The organism is Citrobacter sp. CK194 (assembly GCF_030333395.1).
In the GTDB taxonomy this organism is placed as follows: Bacteria; Pseudomonadota; Gammaproteobacteria; order Enterobacterales; family Enterobacteriaceae; genus Citrobacter_B; species Citrobacter_B koseri.
Map to the genome: position 1 here is coordinate 395246 of NZ_JAOWGA010000015.1, position 20023 is coordinate 415268.

Sequence of the window (20023 nt, forward strand, 5' to 3'; positions counted from 1 at the left end):
ATGAATCAAAGTGAACCATATCGCATAAACAGCCCATTATTGGATGCAAATCACCCTTTTGATTCAATCTGGTTCATGCGAAGGGCAATTTATATCGTTTGTCAGCAAGTGCCGTTTTTTCGTCCAATACGCCTATGTTAATCACAGGGCAAGGTGAGATATGCACTCTCAAATTTGGGTTGTGAGCACGCTGCTGGTAAGCATCGTGCTAATCGTGCTGACCATCGTGAAATTCAGGTTCCACCCGTTTCTGGCACTGCTGCTGGCCAGTTTCTTTGTGGGCGCGATGATGGGCATGGGGCCGCTGGAGATGGTCAATGCGATTGAAAGCGGTATTGGCGGCACGTTAGGCTTCCTCGCCGCCGTCATCGGTCTCGGAACCATTCTCGGCAAAATGATGGAAGTGTCCGGCGCGGCAGAACGGATCGGCCTGACGCTCCAGCGTTGCCGCTGGCTTTCCGCTGACGTGATCATGGTGCTGGTGGGGCTGATTTGCGGCATCACGCTGTTTGTGGAAGTGGGTGTGGTGCTGCTCATCCCACTGGCATTTTCGATAGCGAAGAAAACCAACACGTCGCTGCTGAAGCTGGCTATTCCGCTGTGTACCGCGCTAATGGCGGTGCATTGCGTGGTGCCGCCGCATCCGGCTGCGCTGTTTGTGGCGAATAAGCTGGGTGCGGATATCGGTTCCGTTATCGTCTACGGTTTGCTGGTTGGGCTGGTGGCGTCGCTGGTCGGCGGGCCGCTATTCCTGAAGTTCCTCGGCAACCGCCTGCCGTTTAAGCCGGTGCCGGCGGAGTTTGCGGATCTCGAAGTGCGCGATGAAAATACGCTGCCTTCTTTACGCGCGACGCTGTTTACCGTCCTGCTGCCGATTGGCCTGATGCTGGTAAAAACCGTTGCCGAACTGAATATGACGCAGGGCGGCACGCTGTATACGCTGCTGGAGTTTATCGGCAACCCGATCACCGCAATGTTTATCGCCGTTTTCGTGGCCTATTACATTCTCGGCCTGCGTCAGCATATCGGTATGGGTACGTTGCTGACCCATACCGAAAACGGCTTTGGCTCGATTGCTAACATCCTGCTGATTATCGGTGCAGGCGGCGCGTTCAACGCTATCCTCAAAAGCAGCGGTCTGGCGGATACGCTGGCGGTGATCCTCTCCAATATGCACATGCACCCGATTCTGCTGGCCTGGCTGGTGGCGCTGATTCTGCACGCCGCAGTGGGTTCCGCAACGGTTGCGATGATGGGCGCGACGGCGATTGTCGCGCCGATGCTGCCGCTCTACCCCAACGTCAGCCCGGAGATCATCGCCATTGCCATCGGTTCCGGCGCGATTGGCTGCACGATCGTGACCGATTCCCTCTTCTGGCTGGTGAAGCAATACTGCGGCGCCACCCTGAATGAAACATTTAAGTACTATACAACCGCGACATTTATCGCGTCGGTTGTTGCTCTGGCGGGCACATTCCTGCTTTCCTTTATCATCTAAGCGCAAAGAGACGTATTATGGAAAACGCTAAAATGACTTCACTCATCGCTCAGTATCCTCTGGTAGAGGATCTGATCGCCCTCAAAGAAACGACCTGGTTTAACCCAGGCACCACCTCTCTTGCGGAAGGTTTACCCTATGTTGGTCTGACAGCGCAGGATGTACAGGATGCGCATGCCCGCCTGGCCCGTTTCGCGCCGTATCTGGCAAAAGCCTTCCCGGAAACCGCCGCAACCGGCGGGATTATTGAGTCTGAACTGGCGATCATCCCCGCAATGCAGCAGCGGCTGGAAAAAGAGTACGGACAGAAAATCAGCGGCGAACTTCTGCTGAAAAAAGACAGTCACTTACCGATTTCCGGTTCGATAAAAGCCCGTGGCGGGATTTATGAAGTGCTGGCCCACGCGGAAAAACTGGCGCTGGAGGCGGGTCTGCTGACGACCGAAGATGACTACAGCGTAATGCTTTCACCGGAGTTCAGGCAGTTCTTCAGCCAGTACAGCATTGCCGTGGGTTCAACCGGTAATCTGGGGCTGTCGATTGGCATTATGAGCGCCTGTATCGGCTTTAAGGTGACGGTGCATATGTCTGCCGACGCCCGCGCCTGGAAGAAAGCCAAACTGCGCAGCCACGGCGTAACGGTAGTGGAATACGAAGAGGATTACGGCGTAGCGGTTGAGCAAGGACGCAAAGCGGCACAGTCCGATCCAAACTGTTTCTTCATTGACGATGAAAACTCCCGCACGCTGTTTTTGGGCTATGCGGTGGCCGGGCAGCGCCTGAAGGCTCAGTTTGCGCAGCAGGGGCGCGTGGTGGATGCCGACCATCCGCTGTTTGTCTACCTGCCGTGCGGCGTTGGCGGCGGCCCTGGCGGCGTGGCTTTTGGTCTGAAACTGGCATTTGGCGACAACGTCCACTGCTTCTTCGCCGAACCAACCCACTCTCCGTGCATGTTACTGGGCGTGTATACCGGTCTGCATGATGCCATTTCCGTCCAGGAGATTGGCGTCGATAACCTGACGGCGGCAGACGGCCTGGCGGTGGGGCGCGCATCCGGGTTTGTAGGGCGGGCAATGGAACGTCTGCTGGACGGACTGTACACCCTCGACGATCGGACGATGTACGACATGCTGGGTTGGCTGGCGCAGGAAGAAGGCATTCGCCTGGAGCCGTCCGCACTGGCGGGAATGGCCGGGCCGCAGCGTGTTTGCCGTTCGACGGATTACCAGCAGATGCACGCCTTCAGCGCTGAGCAGCTTAATCACGCCACGCATCTGGTGTGGGCGACCGGCGGCGGTATGGTGCCGGAAGAAGAGATGGCGCAGTACCTGGCGAAAGGGCGCTAAACGTCACTGACCTTAACGCAGCATCGCCATCAGCTCCATCGGTGAGCGATGCTGTTTAATCAGATCCCGCATGACGCGCATATGCGGCGACGTGTGGTTAATAAACGCTTTATACCCGCCGCACAGCACGCTTTTCCCGCTTAAATTCCGATGCTTTGGACAATCACCGTTGCAGAATCGCAATAAGGCGCAGTCCAGGCAATCCGCCCCCAGCGTTGATTTTTTCTGCTGTCCAAATTCACTCGCCTGCGGGCTGGCATTCAGCATATGTAGCGGCGTTTGATGGATATTACCCAGCCGGAACGCCGGGTAGACATAGTGATCGCACTGATAGAGATCGCCGTTTGCTTCCAGGGCGAACGCGTGACCGCAGGTTTCGCTAAGCGCGCACATTTGTGCCGGATGCCCGCTCCACACGCCCAGCATCGAATCAAACAGTTGCACAAAAACGCACCCAATATCTTCCCGAACCCAGAGATCAAACACATCGTTGAGAAAACGCCCCCAGTCTTCCGACGTCACGGAATCAGCGGTCAGTTTGCCGCTATCGTCACGTTCAACCAACGGAATGAACTGAAGAAAAGGCGTGCCAAGCTGGCGAAGATAGCGATACATACGCGCAGGCTGCTGGCTGTTCAGCCGATTCACCACCACCAGCAGGTTGAAGTCCACGCGATGGGCAACCAGCCTTGCTATCGCTTCCACCACCTTATGATGCGTTGGTTTTCCACTACGGCTAACGCGGTAAGCATCATGTAAATCGGCGGGGCCATCCAGTGAGATACCGACCAGCCAGCCGTTATCGCGTAAGAATCGGCACCACTCGTCACTGAGTAAAATGCCGTTGGTCTGGAAGGTATTCTGGATGCGTTTCCCCTCTCCATAGCGTTTTTGCAACGCGACCACGCGGTGAAAAAAATCGAGTCCACACAGCGTCGGCTCTCCGCCCTGCCAGGCAAACAGCACATCATCAACCGGCTGCGCGGCAATATGCTGGCAAATAAAAGCCTCTAAGGTCGCGTTATCCATAACGGGTTGAGAGGGTTTATCGATATAAAAACAGTAATGGCAATCAAGGTTACAACGTGAGCTGGCCGGTTTAGCCATGACCTGACATCCTGTCATGCAACATCCCTAATAAAGACGATAAGTTGACGAATATGCGTTACAGCAAACAGTATTGCGAGGGACAACACCGCGAGAGAGATCAAAAATTTGTCACGCACGGCGCGAGATTCGGAAAAATCACTGTGCGCCACATCCATCAGGTTACGGCTGCGGGTATAGCGCCAGAGGATGAGCGCGACAATCGCCAGCACGCCAATAGAAACCCAGAACAGAAACCCCGCCTGATGCCAGTTATGTTTCAGCGCCAGCGCCATCAATGCGCCATAACCTAACAGGGTACGAAACCAGGCCAGCGACGTGCGCTCCGGCTGTAGGCCGGGATCAACCTGACGGCGGGCTTTGCGGCTATCCGGCATACAACACCAGCGCCATGACAATCACCGCAACAATCATCAGCATCAGGCTGATTATCATCAGGCTATGGGTGTACGGCAGGTCTTCTTTCAGACGCATCGCTTTTTCGTTGCGTAGCCAGCGCAGATAGCCATAAATCGCCAGGCCGCCCGCAAAGAGACACAGCAGCAGCGCCAGCAGTTCGCGAATCACCGGCGTGGCGAAGTCCGGCGCGAGTTGGTCAAGCCCGACGCCCGCCGCCAGAAACCCCAGCGCGGTGCGAATCCACGCCAGAAAGGTACGCTCATTTGCCAGCGAGAAGCGGTAATCCGGAGCTTCTCCGAGGCGGGAAATCTTCATGACGGCTCCTTTAAATTATTGCCGGATGGCGGCGTAAACGCCTTATCCGGCCTACGGTGTTGCGTTTTTGTAGGCCCGGTAAGCGCAGCGCCACCGGGCATCATTATTGCCGGATGGAGGAGTAAGCGCCTTATCCGGCCTACGGTATTGCGCTTTTGTAGGCCCGGTAAGCGCAGCGCCACCGGGCATCATTATTGCCGGATGGCGGCGTAAACGCCTTATCCGGCCTACGGTATTGCGCTTTTGTAGGCCCGGTAAGCACAGCGCCACCGGGCATCATTATTGCCGGATGGCGGCGTAAATGCCTTATCCGGCCTACGGTGTTGCGCTTTTGTAGGCCCGGTAAGCGCAGCGCCACCGGGCATAACGCATCAAAACTTCTGCTTTTTCTCTTCTACTTTCACGCCTTGCGTGGGCAAACCGGTATCGTAATCACGTACCACCGGAGAATAACCGTCTTGCGGGCGTGGGCGGAATGCCCCCATCCAGCGCGGCCGGGCATCTTTACGCCACGGACGCAGGCTCCACTGATACGTGCGGAACGGGTCGCGGATTTTATCCATGTAATCCAGCAGCGCGTCGTGCATCTGACTGCGAACACCGGCAAATTCCGGCGCAGCAATCAGATTATGCAGTTCATCCGGGTCATTACGCCTGTCGTACAGCTCATCGCTGGTAAACAGGTTCAGCACCAGCTTCCAGTTATCCGTCACCCAGCAGCGCACCGGAATAAAGCCGCCAAAGCTGTCATGCTCGATCTCATAGCGGTTGAACTCCACCATCACCCCGCGCGGCGCTTCAACGGCCAGGATGTTTTCACCCGGAAGAATATCGGGCTTATCAATCCCCGCCAGCGCCATCATCGTAGGCAGCAGGTCAATATGGCTGACCGGCGTATCGATCTGCTGCGGCGCTCCCTGCGGCGGGCGCATAATCAGCGGGATGCGGGTAATGTCATCATACATTGCCGCCCCTTTGCTGATGAGTTTGTGCGCCCCCATCATTTCACCGTGATCGGAGGTATAAATCACCCAGGTATTCTCACGTTGTTCCGGGGTTAACGCATTGATCACCCGCCCAATCTGATCATCAACAAAGTCATTGCAGGCAAAGTAGAGCGGATGATGATAACAGCCATCATCGCCCACCGGGGACGGCATCGCCTGCGCCCATAGCCGATGGTGCTCAGGTTTATTGCTCAGCGAATCCTGCGCCTTCGCGCCCAGGTCATAATAAAAATCCTGATACTTCTCCAGATACTCAACCGGACAGGTAAACGGATGATGCGGCTCATCATAAGAGACCACCATCAGAAACGGTTCGTCATCTCTCGCTGGCTGATGGATAAAATCAACCGCCCGGTTGCTGATGCGATACGCCCAGGTAAAGGTCTCATCAATATTATTGGTCTGCAAATCCTCAATACTGTTCAGTCCGTTACGCCACAGGCTGATTTCATTCTCCGTCAGTTCAGAAAGGTAGTTCGCGCCGTCATACCAGTAGTCGGCATCCCACTCAGGCGGGCACTCGCCGGTGCCAAAGTAATCGTGCCCGTCGAGGTGCCATTTACCGATATAGCAGGTGTGATAGCCTGCATCCTTAAAATAACGCCCCATCGTGGAGATGTTCTTCCCTGGCGCGACGTTGTTCGTCCACGGGCCGGACTGATTGGCATAAATACCGGTAAAAAGCCCCGCGCGGGCTGGCGTACACACCGGCGAGCAGGTATACGCGGAGTTAAAGCGAATCCCTTCAGCGGCCAGGCTGTCAATATGCTGCGTGTTCAGCGGCTTACCGCTATAGCAGCCCACCATATTGGTCGCCTGTGTATCGGTCATAATGAACAGAAAATTCGGACGGGTCATGCTTTATCCTTAGCGTCAGAAACATAAACCACAGGCGCGGAATGGCGCGTCTGCCATGAGCTGTAAATCAGGTAAACAACCACCGCAGCGGTGATGGCGTAGCTGAGAATGGTCAGCCACCGGGTCTGATAGCCACCGAACTGCGCCAGACCAGAATAGACGCCAATCATCGCGAACAGGACGCCAACGGCGGCGATCTTCACGTTTTTCCACGGTTTCATGTCGACCGCAAACGCATCATGAAATTTAAACGGCGTTGCACGCGGCTTAATCACGCCAATGAGCAGCATCACCACGACGTTGATACAGAAGGTGCAGGCCAGCACATAGAGGAAATGAAAATCAAATTTCACCAGGTAGTTGATGGTGATGTAACTGACAATACCGAGTCCCATTGCGACCTTCGCGGCCAGCGCCGGAATACGCGGGAAGAAGAAGCCCATAATAACAATGGTCACCAACGGCACGTTATAAATCCCGTTGAGCTGTTTCATCCAACTGTAGAGCCCTTGCGGCGCATAGGCGATCCACGGCGCTACCAGTACGGAGATCACGGCCACAATAAAGCCAAAGCGACGACCAACAGTGACCAGTTTATCGGGGCTGGCCTGTTCATTAATCAGTCGGCGATAGATACCGAGGCTAAACAGGGTCGAAGCACTGTTCAAAAAACCGCAGAATGCGCTGATAATCGCGCCAAACAGCACCGCGCTAAAAAAGCCAATCAGCGGCAGCGGCATCACTTTGTTCACCAGCGCCGGGTAGGCCATGTCTGCTTTCGGTAGATCCTGAAAGAGATGAAAAGCGATAACGCCCGGCAGCACCAGAATCAGCGGGTCCAGCATCTTCAACACCGCCGTAAGCAGCGCCCCTTTTTGCCCTTCCGATAAACTTTTTGATGCCAGCGTACGCTGAACGATCCCCTGGTTGGTGCACCAGTAGAACGTATTGACCAGGATAAGCCCGGTCAACGCCGCGCCAATCGGCACCGGGTCGTTGCTGCCGCCAATCGAGTTCAGCATCTGGCTGTGATCCTGGGTTAAACGCGTAATACCTTCGCTCAGACTGCCTTTCCCCATCGCCATCAGACCAAACAGCGGCACCATCAGGCCGCCAATCACCAGGCCGATACCGTTAATCACATCGGCAATGGCAATCGCCCGCATCCCGCCGACGACAGCATACAGGATGCCGCTAATCCCCAGTACGACAGCCATCAGCCAGATCGCCGTATGTTGTGAAATACCAAAGGTTTCAGTGACATGAAACATGCTGTTAAAGGCAAGCGCGCCGGAATACAGAATGATGGGTAAAAAACAGATTCCCGTCGCAATCAAAAAACAGCAATCAATAATGATGCGGGTGGTTTTGTCATAGCGCTCTTCAATAAAATCCGGGATCGTTGCAATGCCGCGTTGCAGATAGCGTGGCAGAAAGATCAGCGCCAGAAAAATAAGCGGAATTGCGGAGATGACTTCCCATGCCATTACCGACATACCGCTGCGGTAAGCCTGGCCGGTTAATCCCACCAGTTGTTCCGTTGAGAGGTTAGTTAACATCAGCGAGGCGGCAATAACCGGCGCTTTTAACGAACGTCCCGCCAGAAAATATCCCTGCTGCGAACCGGTATCCGCTTTTCGTAACTTCCACCAGGTGATAACCGCCACCAGTAGCGTAAAACCAACAAAGCTCAAAATTTGTAGCGTATTCATCTCATAGCCCTTGTTTTTCATTATGTCCCGGCAGCGGTAGGGTCAACACGAGGTAAAGCGTGCCGGGTCAGGCAGTCAGATTTCTTAATTACAAACATCGCCTCCCTGAAGCATTCACTTTCTGTTATGTTCAGGTTGTGGGCATCATTCTCCGGCGAGAAAATAAAATGAATGGAAACTTGCTAAGTTCGCATGTAAAAAACGAAACTACGTACAATATTCCCCTGCTGATTAATGAAAATGTGATCTCCAGCGGAATTTCATTGATCTCGCTGTGGCATACCTACGCTGACGAAAATTACCGTGTTATATGGCCGCGAGATAAGAAAAAGCCGCTAATCGCCAATTCGTGGGTCGCGGTCTATACCGTACAGGGGTGCGGGAAAATCCTGCTGAAAGACGGTGAGCAAATTACATTAAACGGCAACTGCATTATCTTTTTAAAACCCACCGATATACAGTCTTACCATTGCGAAGGTTTATTGTGGGAGCAATACTGGATGGAGTTTACCCCAACCAGTATTATGGATATTCCTATCCGACAACAAAGCATTATTTATAATGGTGATGTTTATAATCAGGAACTGGCCGAAGTTTCACAATTAATTACCCGCCCGGAACCGATTAAAAATAATCTCGCCGTCGCGTTTCTCACGAAAATTATTTATCAGTGGATTTGTCTTATTGACTCAAACGGGAAAAAAGACCCACAACGCATACAGGTTGAAAAGTTAATTGCAGCGTTACATGCCAGCCTGCAACGCCGCTGGAGCGTGGCGGATATGGCAGCCACGATCCCCTGTAGCGAAGCCTGGCTGCGTCGTCTGTTTTTACGCTATACCGGGAAAACACCGAAAGAATATTATCTGGACGCCCGGCTGGAACTGGCATTATCGCTGTTAAAACAGGAAGGGAATTCGGTGGGTCAGGTAGCGGATATGCTCAACTTCTTTGACTCATTTCATTTCAGCAAAGCATTTAAGCATAAATTTGGCTACGCGCCGTCGGCGGTGTTGAAACATCCTGACCGGCACCCGCTGGATGCCGGTCAACAAGATTAGTGCAGTTCAGGCCAGTATTCTTTGTTGGCTTCAATCAGATCATCAAGAATCGCTTTGGCGACAGACGCGCTCGGCACGGTTTTGGAGAGCGTAATCGCCTGCCACAGACGCTGATAGGAGCGATGCTCCCAGGCATCGACCACCAGTTTCTCGACGGCCACCTGCTGGCTCATCAGCCCTTTCTGGAACTGCGGAATATCGCCAACCGTCAGAGGTTCCGGCCCGTTATGCCCCACCAGGCAAGGGATCTCCACCATCGCTTCATCATCAAAGTTATGAATCGCCCCGTTGTTTGGCACAATCAGCAGCATCCGCTCCTGCGTATTAAAGGCGATTGCCGTTGCCAGATCGACGATATAAGACGCATGTTCATCAATTTCCAGCTCGCCAGCGGAGGAGTGGCCCGCTTCAATAATGGCGCGGCAGGAGCCAAATACCTGTTTTTCACGGTGATCCATCACCTCATTAGCACGCGTGCGCGCCGGGTTCGAGTGCTGCACCACATAGTCCGGGAACAGATAGTATTTCAGATAGGTGTTCGGCATGGTGTCCGGGTCCAGCGCCTGCACATCCTTCGCTTTGGCGAACGTATCATTCCAGCTCGCTTCAGTATGCGGATCGTTAGATGGCGGAACATAACCGTGTTTCGCGACGTATTCCCGCAGTTTCGGCATCAGGTCGTTACCCTGCAAGTCCTCAATCGACGTCCACCAGCCAAAGTGGTTCAGCCCGTAATAACGCACGCGCATTTGCTTACGATCTTGCAGGCCGACAATCTGCGCCATCCGCCCTTCAATGCCGATCGGCATATCACAGATATTGAGGATTTTGGCGTTCGGGCGCAGACGGCGCGTCGCCTCGGCCACTATCGCCGCCGGGTTGGAGTAGTTCAGCATCCACGCGTTCGGGGAGTATTTCTCCATGTAATCCACCAGCTCCAGCACGCCGCCAATAGAACGCATCCCATACGCAATCCCGCCCGGACCACAGGTTTCCTGGCCTAACACGCCGTGGCGCAGCGGGATTTTTTCGTCTTTTTCCCGCATCGGGTATTTGCCCACGCGGATATGCGCCATCACGAAATCAACATCGGTAAACGCTGCTTCGGGATCGGTGGTGTAACTAAACTCAATCTCCGGCGCCTGCTCTTTAAGGATGATTTTGCACGCTTCGGCAATCACTTCCTGGCGAGCGCCGTCGTTGTCATAGAATTTCAGCGCGCGAAGCGGAAAACGGTCCTGGTTTGCCAGCAACATCAATACGATGCCCGGCGTAAATGTGCTGCCGCCGCCTGCGATAACCACTGAGAATTTTTTCATGATACTGCCTCCGTCATGGGGATTTGTTCGGTCGATAAGGGGGATTTCATTAGCGTTTCAAGCTGGTCACGCACCTGGGGCACATGCAGGCCGACAATCACCTGGATGCCATTGCCACGGCGAACCACGCCGTGCGCGCCCAGCGCTTTAAAGACGTCATCACTCTGGGTCTGCGCCATATCGTGGAGCGCGATACGTAAGCGCGTGGCGCAGTTATTAATGCTTTCGATATTGCCCGCGCCGCCCAGCGCCTGGAGGAACCCAGCTGCCTGCCCAAGTTTTGCGTCCGGCGCGGGCGCCGTTGTCTGTCCACGCGCAGCCTTGTAATCCGCTTTGCTGTAGAGTCTGACTTCACTCTCTTCACGACCCGGCGTTTTCAGGTTGAAGCGCAGGATCAGGGTGCGGAAAACCACAAAATAGAGGGCGGTGAATGCCAGCCCAATGCCTATCTGGGTAAACATCATTCCGGCATGGTTGTGGAACATCGGGATCCAGTTTTGCGGTAAGAACTGATCCAGCAGTCCGCCGCCCATATTTCCTACCACGCCGCAGATATACATCACCGTCGCCATTGAGGCCGCCAGCACCGCGTGTACGGCAAACAGCAGCGGAGAGATAAACAGGAAAGTGAATTCCAGCGGTTCCGTGATGCCCACCAGTACAGCGGTCAACGTGGCGGGGATCAGCAAACCGGCGACCTTCACCCGGTTTTCTGGCGATGCGGTGTAATAGAGCGCCAGCGCAATCCCGACGGAGCCAAAGATTTTTGAGTTACCGTGCAGGGCAAAACCGCCTTCCGGGAATAACGTCTTCAGCGATTCCGTGCTCTGGCTGAACGCCTGCATGTGTTGCGCCCAGTAAACCTGAATGCCACCTTCTACCGCCGCCGGGCCAAAAATGAAGGGGCCATAGACGAAGTGGTGCAGCCCTGTCGGGATCAGAATACGTTCGAGGAAGGTGTAGACCCACACGCCCAGCGCGCCCGCTGAACGCAGGAAGGCCTGTAGGGATTCAATGCCCATCTGCACTTTTGGCCAGCCGAGCAGCGTCAGCCAGGCGCAAGGGATCATCACCAGGAACGCGATAATCACCACAAACGACGTGCCCTGAAAAATACCGAGGAACACGGGCAACGGCTTATCGAAATAGCGGTTGTGCAGCGCGGTGACGATGCCCGAAATCATAATGGCGCCGATAATGCTGGTATCGAGCGTTTTTATTCCGGCCATCATCGTCAGACCGCTGCCTGCCGTCGGATCTACGCTGAAGTCTACGCCGAAAAAATGACCCCAGGTCATGCCCATGGCATTAATGAAATAGTTCCATGTCAGGAAGCTGACCAGCACCGCCAGACAAGCTCGGCCTTGCGCCTGTTTAGCCAGGCCAATTGGCAAGCCGACGGCGAAAATCAGCGGCATATTACGGAAAACCGTCCAGCCGCCTTCTTCAATAATATGAACGATTTGCGCGAATAAACTGTTGGGATCGGTCAGCGCTTCGCCAACAAAAAGCGGGTTGCGCAGCATGATGGCGATACCCACGACAATACCGGCGAACGGGAACAGCAGTACCGGGGTAAACATAGCGCCGCCAAAGCGTTGTATTTGACTGAGCATTTTTACATCCTCATATAACAACCAGTAGGGAGAGGCCTTTTTTGTAGTGATTGCTGGCCTGATACGAGAATAGGTAGTTGCGATTCTGAGAACATGACGCGCCGCTTCGATTCGTGATCGCATTCATGGTTTTAATTCAGTCAATGATGTCTACTTTTTACATAAAAGTTAGACATCAAAAGGTTCGTAGCGCGGAAATTAAAGGGAAAAAGAGGTCTGGTAGTGATCTATAAATCGATAGCGGAACGACTAAGAATCCGGCTCAACTCATCTGATTACAACATCGGTAGCCCGTTGCCTGGCGAAAAAAAGCTGGCGGAAGAGTTTGCTGTGTCACGAATGACCATCCGCAAAGCCGTCGATATGCTGGTGGGATGGGGACTGGTGGTGCGGCGGCACGGGAGCGGCACATACGTGGCGCGTAAAGACGTTCATCATGAAACCACCAACCTGACCGGACTGGCGGAAGTGCTGCGGCGTCAGGGAAAAGAGGTCACCAGCCAGGTGCTGGTATTTGAAGTGATGCCTGCGCCCCCCGCCATTGCCAGCCAGTTGCGGATTCAGATCAACGAACGTATCTACTTTTCCCGCCGCGTGCGCTATGTGGATGGCAAACCGCTGATGCTGGAAGACAGCTATATGCCCGTCAGGCTGTTCCGTAACCTCTCGCTGATCCACCTGGAAGGGTCGAAATTTGATTATATTGAGAAAGAGTGCGGCATCACCATCAGTGGCAACTATGAAAGTCTGACGCCCGTACTGGCCGATAAACAGCTCTCCGCGCAAATGAACGTCCCCGAGCAAACGCCGCTACTGCGGATCACATCGCTTTCTTACAGCGACAGCGGGGAGTTTTTGAATTATTCGGTCATGTTCAGAAATGCCAGCGAATACCAGGTGGACTACCATTTACGGCGCGTCCACCCGGATGCAAACCTGACCTAGCCTAACCCCCAGAAAAGCACCGCCAGCAGTTGTGGGGTGATAATCCGCAGGAACATTACCAGTGGATAAACGGTGGCGTAGGAGAGCGCCGCCGCACCGCTGGTGGCATGCAGGTTGTTAGCAAACGCCAGTGCAGGCGGATCGGTCATTGACCCCGCCAGCATCCCGCATAGCGTCAGGTAGTTCATTTTGGCAAAGATACGCGCCAGAAGACCGACGGTAATCAGCGGAATGGCAGTAATAAAGATGCCGTAACCAATCCAGCTCAGACCATCACCCTGAGTCAACGTATCAATAAAGTCACCGCCAGATTTCAGCCCGACCACCGCGAGAAACAGCACGATCCCCAGCTCACGCAGCGCCAGGTTGGCGCTTGGCGGCATAAACCAGTACAGCTTGCCGATGCTGCCGATACGTCCCAGAATCAGCGCCATGATCAGCGGCCCGCCCGCCAGTCCCAGCTTTAACGCTACCGGGAATCCAGGGACAAACAACGGAATCGACCCCAACAGCACGCCCAGACCAATACCGATAAACACCGGTAACATCTGCACCTGTTGCAGTTTTTGCTGGGCGTTACCCACAACATTGGCCACCGCATCAATTGAAGAGGGACGGCCAACCAGATTGAGGATGTCACCGAATTGCAGGCTGGCGTCGCTACTGGCCACCAGCTCTACGCCCGCACGGTTCAGACGGGAGATCACCACGTCATAGCGCTCTTTAAAATGGAGGTCGCGAATGCGTTTTCCGAGCACCTTTTCGTTAGTGACCACGACGCGTTCAACGCGCAAATCCGTCCCTCGCGTTGAGAGCGAGGTGTCCACCTCCTGACCAATGACCAGCTGCGCGTTATGCAGATCGGCGGGCTGTCCCACCAGATGCAGCAGGTCGCCCGACTGGATGATCGTTCCCGGTGAAGGCACCATCAGCGTCTCGTCGCGTTTCAGACGCGAACAGATGATTTTATCGCTGTTCAGGATAGGCACATCCTGGATCGCCATATTGTTGAGATTCGGGTTCTCAACACGGATATTCATGGTCTGGATTAACGAGTGTCCATTGCTAAGCGTGTCTTCATGCTGCTTCGCTTCCGCCTCCACGTTGACGCGAAAAATCATCCGCATCAGCCACATGGTGAGCAAAATACCGCAAATCCCGAAAGGATAGGCCATCGCATAGCTCATCCCCATCTGATCCACCGCTTCCATTGGCGTTCCCAGATCGCGCAGAATTTGCTGCCCGGCCCCCAGCGCTGGCGTATTGGTGACCGCGCCGGAGAAAATCCCCAGCACCACCGGTAGCGGGATAGCGAAGATTTTATGCAGAATGGCGGTAACCAGCCCACCGATAATGACAATCAGGATGGCAAAGAGATTAAGGCGCAACCCTGAGACGCGCAGAGAGGCAAAGAACCCCGGGCCCACCTGAATACCAATGGTGTAAACGAAGAGTATCAGGCCGAATTCCTGGATAAAGTGCAGCATGTCACTGCTCAGCGTCATCCCGGCCTGATCGACAAAGTGGCCGACGATAATCCCGCCGAACAGTACGCCGCCAATGCCAAAACCGACACCCCGCACCTTGATATTGCCGATCCACAACCCGACAACCGCCACCAACGCCAGAACGCTGACCGTCAATGCTATATCACTCATCTTCTTTTCCCTGTGAATAACATTATTAATTAAATGGATTCTCGCAGAGTACAAGCGGTATGTATGGGTGGTAAAGCACAAAAATGCCCCGTCATTGCTGGCGGGGCGGTTTGTTGAAAAGCATGATGCCGGACCTACAGGTTCGGCATCGCTTTGTAGGCCCGGTAAGCATAGCGCACCGGGCGATTTGCCGGATGGCGGCTACGCCTTATCCGGCCTACAGGTAGTCCTGGATTAGCTATTTAACGCGGGACGTTCGCTAATAGCGATACGCTGCGGAGCGATGGTTTCCGGCTCGTTGCGGGTTAAATCAATGTGCAATAACCCATTGGTGAAGGTCGCGCCGCTGACCTCCATATTTTCTGCCAGAGTAAAACTCAGACTGAATGGCTGTGTCACCAGGCCCTGATGCAACCATTTGGTTTCTTTTTCCGGCTGCGCTGGCGTGCCTTTTACGGTCAGGCGCGTGCCTTCCAGCTGAATATCCAGATCTTCCTGACGGAAACCGGCTAACGCGAGGGTAATGCGGTAGTGGTTGTCATCGCTTTTTTCAATGTTATAGGGCGGGAAGCTCTGGCTTTCACCGGTGTTTTGCAGGGCGTTGGCCAGTTTGTCAAAACCGATCCATTGACGCAGCAGTGGGGATAAATCGTAATTACGCATGATAATAATCTCCTTCTAAGAAGCGAGTAATACCCAGCGAATCCTCAGATTCGCATATGCTCCCTGACGGCGAGCATGGGGATAACAGGCCGCCGGCGGCGACCTGACTGAATCAGTTAATTTCGATACGGCGCGGTTTGTTCGCTTCTGGAATCACGCGCTCCAGGTCGATATACAGCAGACCGTTCACCAGGTTAGCGCCGCGAACATGAATGTTCTCTGCTAACTGGAATTTGCGTTCAAAGTTACGCTCTGCGATACCCTGGTAGAGATAGGTACGTTCTTTTTGCTCATCCGCGTGAGCGCCTTTTACCACCAGCAGATTATCCTGAGCGGTAATTTCCAGTTCGCTTTCCGCAAAGCCTGCAACGGCAATCGCAATGCGGTAATGGTTTTCATCCACCAGCTCGACGTTATACGGAGGATAACCGCCATTACTCTGGCTCTGGTTGTTTTCTAAGAGGTTAAACAGACGATCAAAACCAATGGCAGAACGGTACAGCGGGGATAAGTCAAAGTTACGCATAATGAATAGCTCCTGAAATCAGCGAGAATAGTTGACCTTCCATCATGGACAGGTCAGGTAGCCAGAACACCCATCAGGCGTGCTCTTTATTTGCCTACACCCTAAAAATGGGTCTGGAAATGAACTTTTCAAGCGCTTGCAGGGGACTTTTTTTGCAGTTTGTTGTCTATCGCATAGACTGGGTGAACAGCACACATTGTTAAAGTGCGATAAGCGCCACAGTGCGACGTGATGGTGATGTTATTTTTCGCGACGGATCGCTATAACTCATCATGCAAACATCGATAATCAACAGATGAATAAATCATGATAAAAAATGTGTTGTTAACGCTGATGATGTGCAGTGGATTGGTTTTACTGGGTGGCTGCTCCAGCGTAATGTCACATACCGGCGGCAAAGAGGGGACCTACCCCGGCACACGCGCCAGCGCCGAAATGATCGGCAGCAGTGATACAAACTGGGGCACCAAATCGCTGGCAATCCTGGATATGCCCTTTACCGCCGTCATGGATACGATACTCTTGCCGTGGGACTTCTTCCGCACAGACAGCTCAGTGAAGTCGCGAGTGGAAAAGAGCGAGGAGAAAACGAAGATGACCAACGCTGTTATCCCCCCGGCAAAAATGCCCGCTCACTGATTTATCGTTTGGTTTCCGTCACCCAAAGCTGGCGGAAACCGTCAACCTCTTCCATCCACGCGATTAACGCTCCATCCGGCGAAAAAACAACGGCGTCCACTGAAGGCGGGCTGTCATGACGCTCCGTTAAAAAGGCGATGGCCCCGCTCTGCGCGTCGCAGCAGGCAATGCGGTTTTCCAGCACAAACCCCAACCACTGGCCTGACGGGTGCCAGTTGAACGCTGACTGAATATCAGTCGCGTTATGCGTAAGCTGGCGCGGCTCTCCCCCCTGCGCCGGGATCAGCCAGAGCTGGACAATACCGCGATCATCGCGCATCAAAAACGCAATGTCCGTGGCTTGCGGGTTACTCCGCACCCAATGTCGCGGAACGTTTACCAGCCCAGGGAAAGCGCGATCGTGCGTAAAGGTCAGACGGCGCTGAACAACGCCCGCAGGCGGCGCTGGCAGCGTTGATTCTGTTCCGGTCAGCGGCATATCGCCTGCCTGTTTCCAGCCTTTTTCATCCTGCGGCAACGCCACCAGAAACAGCTCCGGCACTTTTTCACCCTTCGCCGACAAGGTATCGCCAATAAACGCCAGCGCATGATCGCCCACCCAACCCTCTTCGTAGGCGCGGTTAATGTCATCGCTGCCCGGCCGTGGCGCCGGCGTGGTCTGGCTCACTAACACGCACCAGTGGCTGCCGCTGTACTCCCGAGGATGCTGAACCGCCACCGTAACCGGGCCATACGGCACCGCAACGCCGACGTTGCGCAAGTCCAGTGCCGGATCGCGCTCACGCAGTACATGGTCGTTATAGGTGAAGCTGACACGCTCGCCGTTCGGACTGAACACATGCACATGGCTGCCGCCGCGCAGCGCGCCGGGCGTATACGGCACGGTGATGTCCATTGCATCCAGATTCGTCACGCGGTTTTGCGCCGCTATCACGCCGCGACGATGGTGGAAATCATAATGCCACGTCTCGCCCGGGTTCTCCGGGCCATGAATGAACACATAGCGATCGTCTTGTGGATGAACGGTCACCACGCCAACGTGCGCGCCCTGCGTAGCGCGATAAATGACCTCAATCTCGCCAGTCCGTACGTTGACGCGCTCAATCGTCTCACCGGTAAACGAGGCGCCTGACGGACGCACATCAAAAACCAGCCACTGGCTGTCCGCCGTCCAGGTGTTGGTATTCGTAAGCTGATGATGACGCGAAGCGAAAGTGATTTGTTTCATGGAGATACCCTGATGCGCGGTTTTCGCATCAGGGTATAGCATTGGAAGAAATTAGCCTACCCGTTTAACGTCGCCGACCAGCAGGATATAAGAGAGCTCCATTTGGGGAGGGTAGCTACCGCTTTTAAAAACTCAGAATATTAACTTACTAACAGTCATGTTATTGCGATATTTAACTAAAATACTGGCAACAAAAAGTGAATTCAGGATGCTGCTAATGATAATGTAGGTGATAATGAGTTTCATTCGCGATTATGGTTTGTTAACATACCTGCCTGTTATAAACCAGTCTGCATCAATAAAATGGCCAGTGAAGGCCTCTTCCAGGCAGAAATATGCGAAAAAAAATAATCCTGACTTCTTTGATAGCGTTAGCCAGTCTGAGCCTGAGCTCCTGTAGCCAGCCTGCATCAATAAACCAGAATAAACCATTACAAACAGCCCGCGTTTCTGACGGGCAAATAGTTGATTTAAAAAGCGATAAAACCATTACCAAACAAGAGCTTTTGGCTGAGCTTGCCGTTGCCCGGCAGCTTATTATTGGCGAAAAACACGATAATGCCGGACATCATCAGATTGAGCTCTGGCTTATTCAAAACCTGCCCACCCGGCGACCACAGGGGAGTGTGCTGCTTGAGATGCTAACGGCAGACCAGCAGCCCCGCGTTAACCAGGTTAAACGCTGGCTGAAAGATGATCCCGTGGTCCGGGATGGCCGTATTCAGGAACTGCTTAACTGGCAAAAAGGGTGGCCCTGGGAGATGTATGGCGACATAGTCATGCAGGCATTACGTGCGCCTTACCCTCTGCTCAATGCCAACATTGACCGGGATCGGGTAATGGCGCTGTACAAAAAAAACGAATTTCCTGAAGGGAAAAAATCCACAGCACCTGCGGTACAAGAAGCTCTGCGCGAAACCATCATAGCCATGCATGAAGGCAACATTGAAGGCCAGCAACTGGCGTCAATGCTCTCTGTTCAGCAACAGCGGGATCGCTACATGGCCCGCCAGCTTCTGGATGCCCCGGCTCCGTCGTTGTTGATTGCAGGAGGTTATCACGCGTCAAAAAGTATCGGCGTACCGTTACACATAGAAGATCTCGCCCCCGGCACCCAGCCTGTGGTGCTGATGCTCGCAGAAAAAGGGATGAACATCACCATAGATCATGCTGACTACGTGTGGTTCGTGACGCCAGACACTGCAAAACGGTAAACCATGGATGATGAATATTCTCTACCTTCCACGACCGGCAAAATGGAGCGGCTGGTTTATCTGTTCACTGCTGCTTCATGGACTGCTTTTCCTTGCGTTTGTCTGGCGGTTTTCCGACGTACAGCCCGCCACGCCTCCTGCCCCGGCGATAATGCTGCAATGGGCCGATAATATCGAGGCTCCTTCTTCTCCTCTTCCGCTTCCGGTGGGAATCGCTCAGCAGGAATCCGCAGCGGCAGAAGAAAAGCAGCAGGCTGAGGACAGGCAGCAGCGTCCTGTCACTGAAGACAGGGATGCGACCATTGAAATAACCAGGAAGAAAAAGGCATCCGACGGGGAAAAGAAAAAGCCACGTCCGCCACGTAAGATAAAGGATCAAACCAGCGACAGCAGCCACGCAGCCGTTTCCAGTAATGCCGCGCCTCAGGCCCCGGTCGAATCATCCCGTATTGCTGCGCCTTTCAACAGCGACTCAGCGAAGCGAGACAATTCCGGTACATCCTGGGAAAGCAGAGTGAAAGGCCACCTTAACCGTTATAAACGTTACCCAGGCGATGCCAGAAAACGCGCACGAACCGGCACAGCCATAGTGACTTTTACCGTTAACGCACAAGGCACCGTTGTCAGTAATTCTCTGGCAACGTCTTCGGGAACCCTCTCTCTCGATCGCGAAGCTGTTGCCGTTTTAGAACGCGCTCAACCACTTCCCAGACCACCAGCTGAAATATTAGAGGGAGGCTTCTTTAAAGTAAAAATGCCGATTACCTTTGATCTGACGGAGTTAAGGGAAAATTAGCGACTCTGGTTCGTTTAACTGAAATTTGATATTCATTTTTATGCTGAACATTTTATCAGACTTCACTGCTGTCGAAAAAATCAGGAAAACGTCAGAGAAGTTTTATTAAAAAAATA

18 protein-coding genes and 1 other annotated feature are annotated in these 20023 nt (G+C 53.7%); of the genes, 7 read left to right on the plus strand and 11 right to left on the minus strand.

Annotation, left to right across the window (positions count from 1 at the left end):
- Window positions 1-160: 160 nt before the first annotated feature.
- Both dsdX and dsdA read left to right on the plus strand, forming a co-directional pair.
- Window positions 161-1498 (plus strand): D-serine transporter DsdX, encoded by a 1338-nt coding sequence (gene dsdX, locus OGX80_RS07315; RefSeq protein ID WP_012000780.1) that lies wholly within the window; start codon window positions 161-163, stop codon window positions 1496-1498.
- A gap of 17 nt (window positions 1499-1515) precedes the next feature.
- Entirely contained in the window at window positions 1516-2844 is a 1329-nt protein-coding gene (dsdA, locus tag OGX80_RS07320) for a D-serine ammonia-lyase (RefSeq protein WP_012000781.1), read from the plus strand.
- A gap of 12 nt (window positions 2845-2856) precedes the next feature.
- Here dsdA and OGX80_RS07325 read toward each other — a convergent pair whose 3' ends face one another.
- The 5 genes from OGX80_RS07325 to OGX80_RS07345 all read right to left on the minus strand — a co-directional run bounded on the left by OGX80_RS07325 (window position 2857) and on the right by OGX80_RS07345 (window position 8242).
- Entirely contained in the window at window positions 2857-3969 is a 1113-nt protein-coding gene (locus OGX80_RS07325; protein WP_181899079.1) for an anaerobic sulfatase maturase, read from the minus strand.
- The gene (locus tag OGX80_RS07330) at window positions 3966-4328 is read right to left on the minus strand and encodes a DUF202 domain-containing protein (protein ID WP_012000783.1); all 363 of its coding nucleotides are present in this window, start codon (window positions 4326-4328) and stop codon (window positions 3966-3968) included. The genes OGX80_RS07325 and OGX80_RS07330 overlap by 4 nt, the downstream gene beginning before the upstream one ends.
- A complete protein-coding gene (locus tag OGX80_RS07335; protein WP_012000784.1) occupies window positions 4318-4665 on the minus strand; it encodes a YidH family protein in 348 nt (115 codons plus the stop codon). The genes OGX80_RS07330 and OGX80_RS07335 overlap by 11 nt, the downstream gene beginning before the upstream one ends.
- A gap of 371 nt (window positions 4666-5036) precedes the next feature.
- On the minus strand, window positions 5037-6530 hold the full coding sequence (locus tag OGX80_RS07340; RefSeq protein WP_115180942.1) for a sulfatase-like hydrolase/transferase: 1494 nt from the start codon (window positions 6528-6530) through the stop codon (window positions 5037-5039).
- Entirely contained in the window at window positions 6527-8242 is a 1716-nt protein-coding gene (locus OGX80_RS07345) for a solute:sodium symporter family transporter (RefSeq protein ID WP_024130074.1), read from the minus strand. The genes OGX80_RS07340 and OGX80_RS07345 overlap by 4 nt, the downstream gene beginning before the upstream one ends.
- A 167-nt stretch (window positions 8243-8409) precedes the next feature.
- Between OGX80_RS07345 and OGX80_RS07350 the strand changes: the two genes are divergently transcribed.
- Window positions 8410-9303: a helix-turn-helix transcriptional regulator gene (locus OGX80_RS07350; protein ID WP_115180941.1), complete on the plus strand. Its 894-nt coding sequence runs from the start codon at window positions 8410-8412 to the stop codon at window positions 9301-9303.
- Here OGX80_RS07350 and OGX80_RS07355 read toward each other — a convergent pair.
- Entirely contained in the window at window positions 9300-10622 is a 1323-nt protein-coding gene (locus OGX80_RS07355) for a 6-phospho-alpha-glucosidase (protein WP_047460135.1), read from the minus strand. The two genes, OGX80_RS07350 and OGX80_RS07355, sit on opposite strands and share 4 nt — an antisense overlap.
- Complete coding sequence (locus OGX80_RS07360) at window positions 10619-12238, minus strand: alpha-glucoside-specific PTS transporter subunit IIBC (protein WP_071259109.1); 1620 nt, start codon at window positions 12236-12238, stop codon at window positions 10619-10621. The genes OGX80_RS07355 and OGX80_RS07360 overlap by 4 nt, the downstream gene beginning before the upstream one ends.
- 222 nt (window positions 12239-12460) lie before the next feature.
- Here OGX80_RS07360 and OGX80_RS07365 point away from each other — a divergent pair, with 222 nt between their 5' ends.
- Window positions 12461-13183, plus strand: coding sequence for a GntR family transcriptional regulator (locus OGX80_RS07365; RefSeq protein ID WP_012000790.1), 723 nt, complete (start codon window positions 12461-12463; stop codon window positions 13181-13183).
- Here OGX80_RS07365 and OGX80_RS07370 read toward each other — a convergent pair.
- The 3 genes from OGX80_RS07370 to ibpA all read right to left on the minus strand — a co-directional run bounded on the left by OGX80_RS07370 (window position 13180) and on the right by ibpA (window position 16030).
- On the minus strand, window positions 13180-14841 hold the full coding sequence (locus OGX80_RS07370) for a putative transporter (protein ID WP_101744157.1): 1662 nt from the start codon (window positions 14839-14841) through the stop codon (window positions 13180-13182). The genes OGX80_RS07365 and OGX80_RS07370 overlap by 4 nt on opposite strands.
- A 234-nt stretch (window positions 14842-15075) precedes the next feature.
- Window positions 15076-15504: a small heat shock chaperone IbpB gene (ibpB, locus tag OGX80_RS07375; RefSeq protein ID WP_047460126.1), complete on the minus strand. Its 429-nt coding sequence runs from the start codon at window positions 15502-15504 to the stop codon at window positions 15076-15078.
- A 112-nt stretch (window positions 15505-15616) separates the two neighbouring features.
- The gene (ibpA, locus tag OGX80_RS07380; RefSeq protein ID WP_006687722.1) at window positions 15617-16030 is read right to left on the minus strand and encodes a small heat shock chaperone IbpA; all 414 of its coding nucleotides are present in this window, start codon (window positions 16028-16030) and stop codon (window positions 15617-15619) included.
- Window positions 16024-16096, minus strand: a sequence feature (ROSE (Repression Of Heat Shock gene Expression) occurs in the 5'-region of heat shock genes and acts as an RNA thermometer to modulate expression.). It overlaps the preceding gene by 7 nt.
- A gap of 240 nt (window positions 16097-16336) precedes the next feature.
- Here ibpA and OGX80_RS07385 point away from each other — a divergent pair.
- Window positions 16337-16669 carry a YceK/YidQ family lipoprotein gene (locus tag OGX80_RS07385; RefSeq protein WP_058668313.1) on the plus strand — a complete coding sequence of 111 codons (333 nt, stop codon included), beginning with the start codon at window positions 16337-16339 and terminating at the stop codon, window positions 16667-16669.
- A 1-nt stretch (window position 16670) separates the two neighbouring features.
- On the opposite strand, the gene OGX80_RS07390 is transcribed toward OGX80_RS07385, so the two are convergent.
- Window positions 16671-17897: a YidR family protein gene (locus tag OGX80_RS07390; RefSeq protein ID WP_115180940.1), complete on the minus strand. Its 1227-nt coding sequence runs from the start codon at window positions 17895-17897 to the stop codon at window positions 16671-16673.
- A gap of 335 nt (window positions 17898-18232) precedes the next feature.
- Here OGX80_RS07390 and OGX80_RS07395 point away from each other — a divergent pair, with 335 nt between their 5' ends.
- The gene (locus tag OGX80_RS07395) at window positions 18233-19111 is read left to right on the plus strand and encodes a ChaN family lipoprotein (protein WP_115180939.1); all 879 of its coding nucleotides are present in this window, start codon (window positions 18233-18235) and stop codon (window positions 19109-19111) included.
- Window positions 19112-19118: 7 nt separating this feature from the next.
- Entirely contained in the window at window positions 19119-19907 is a 789-nt protein-coding gene (locus OGX80_RS07400; protein ID WP_114848139.1) for an energy transducer TonB family protein, read from the plus strand.
- The last annotated feature ends 116 nt before the right edge of the window (window positions 19908-20023 follow it).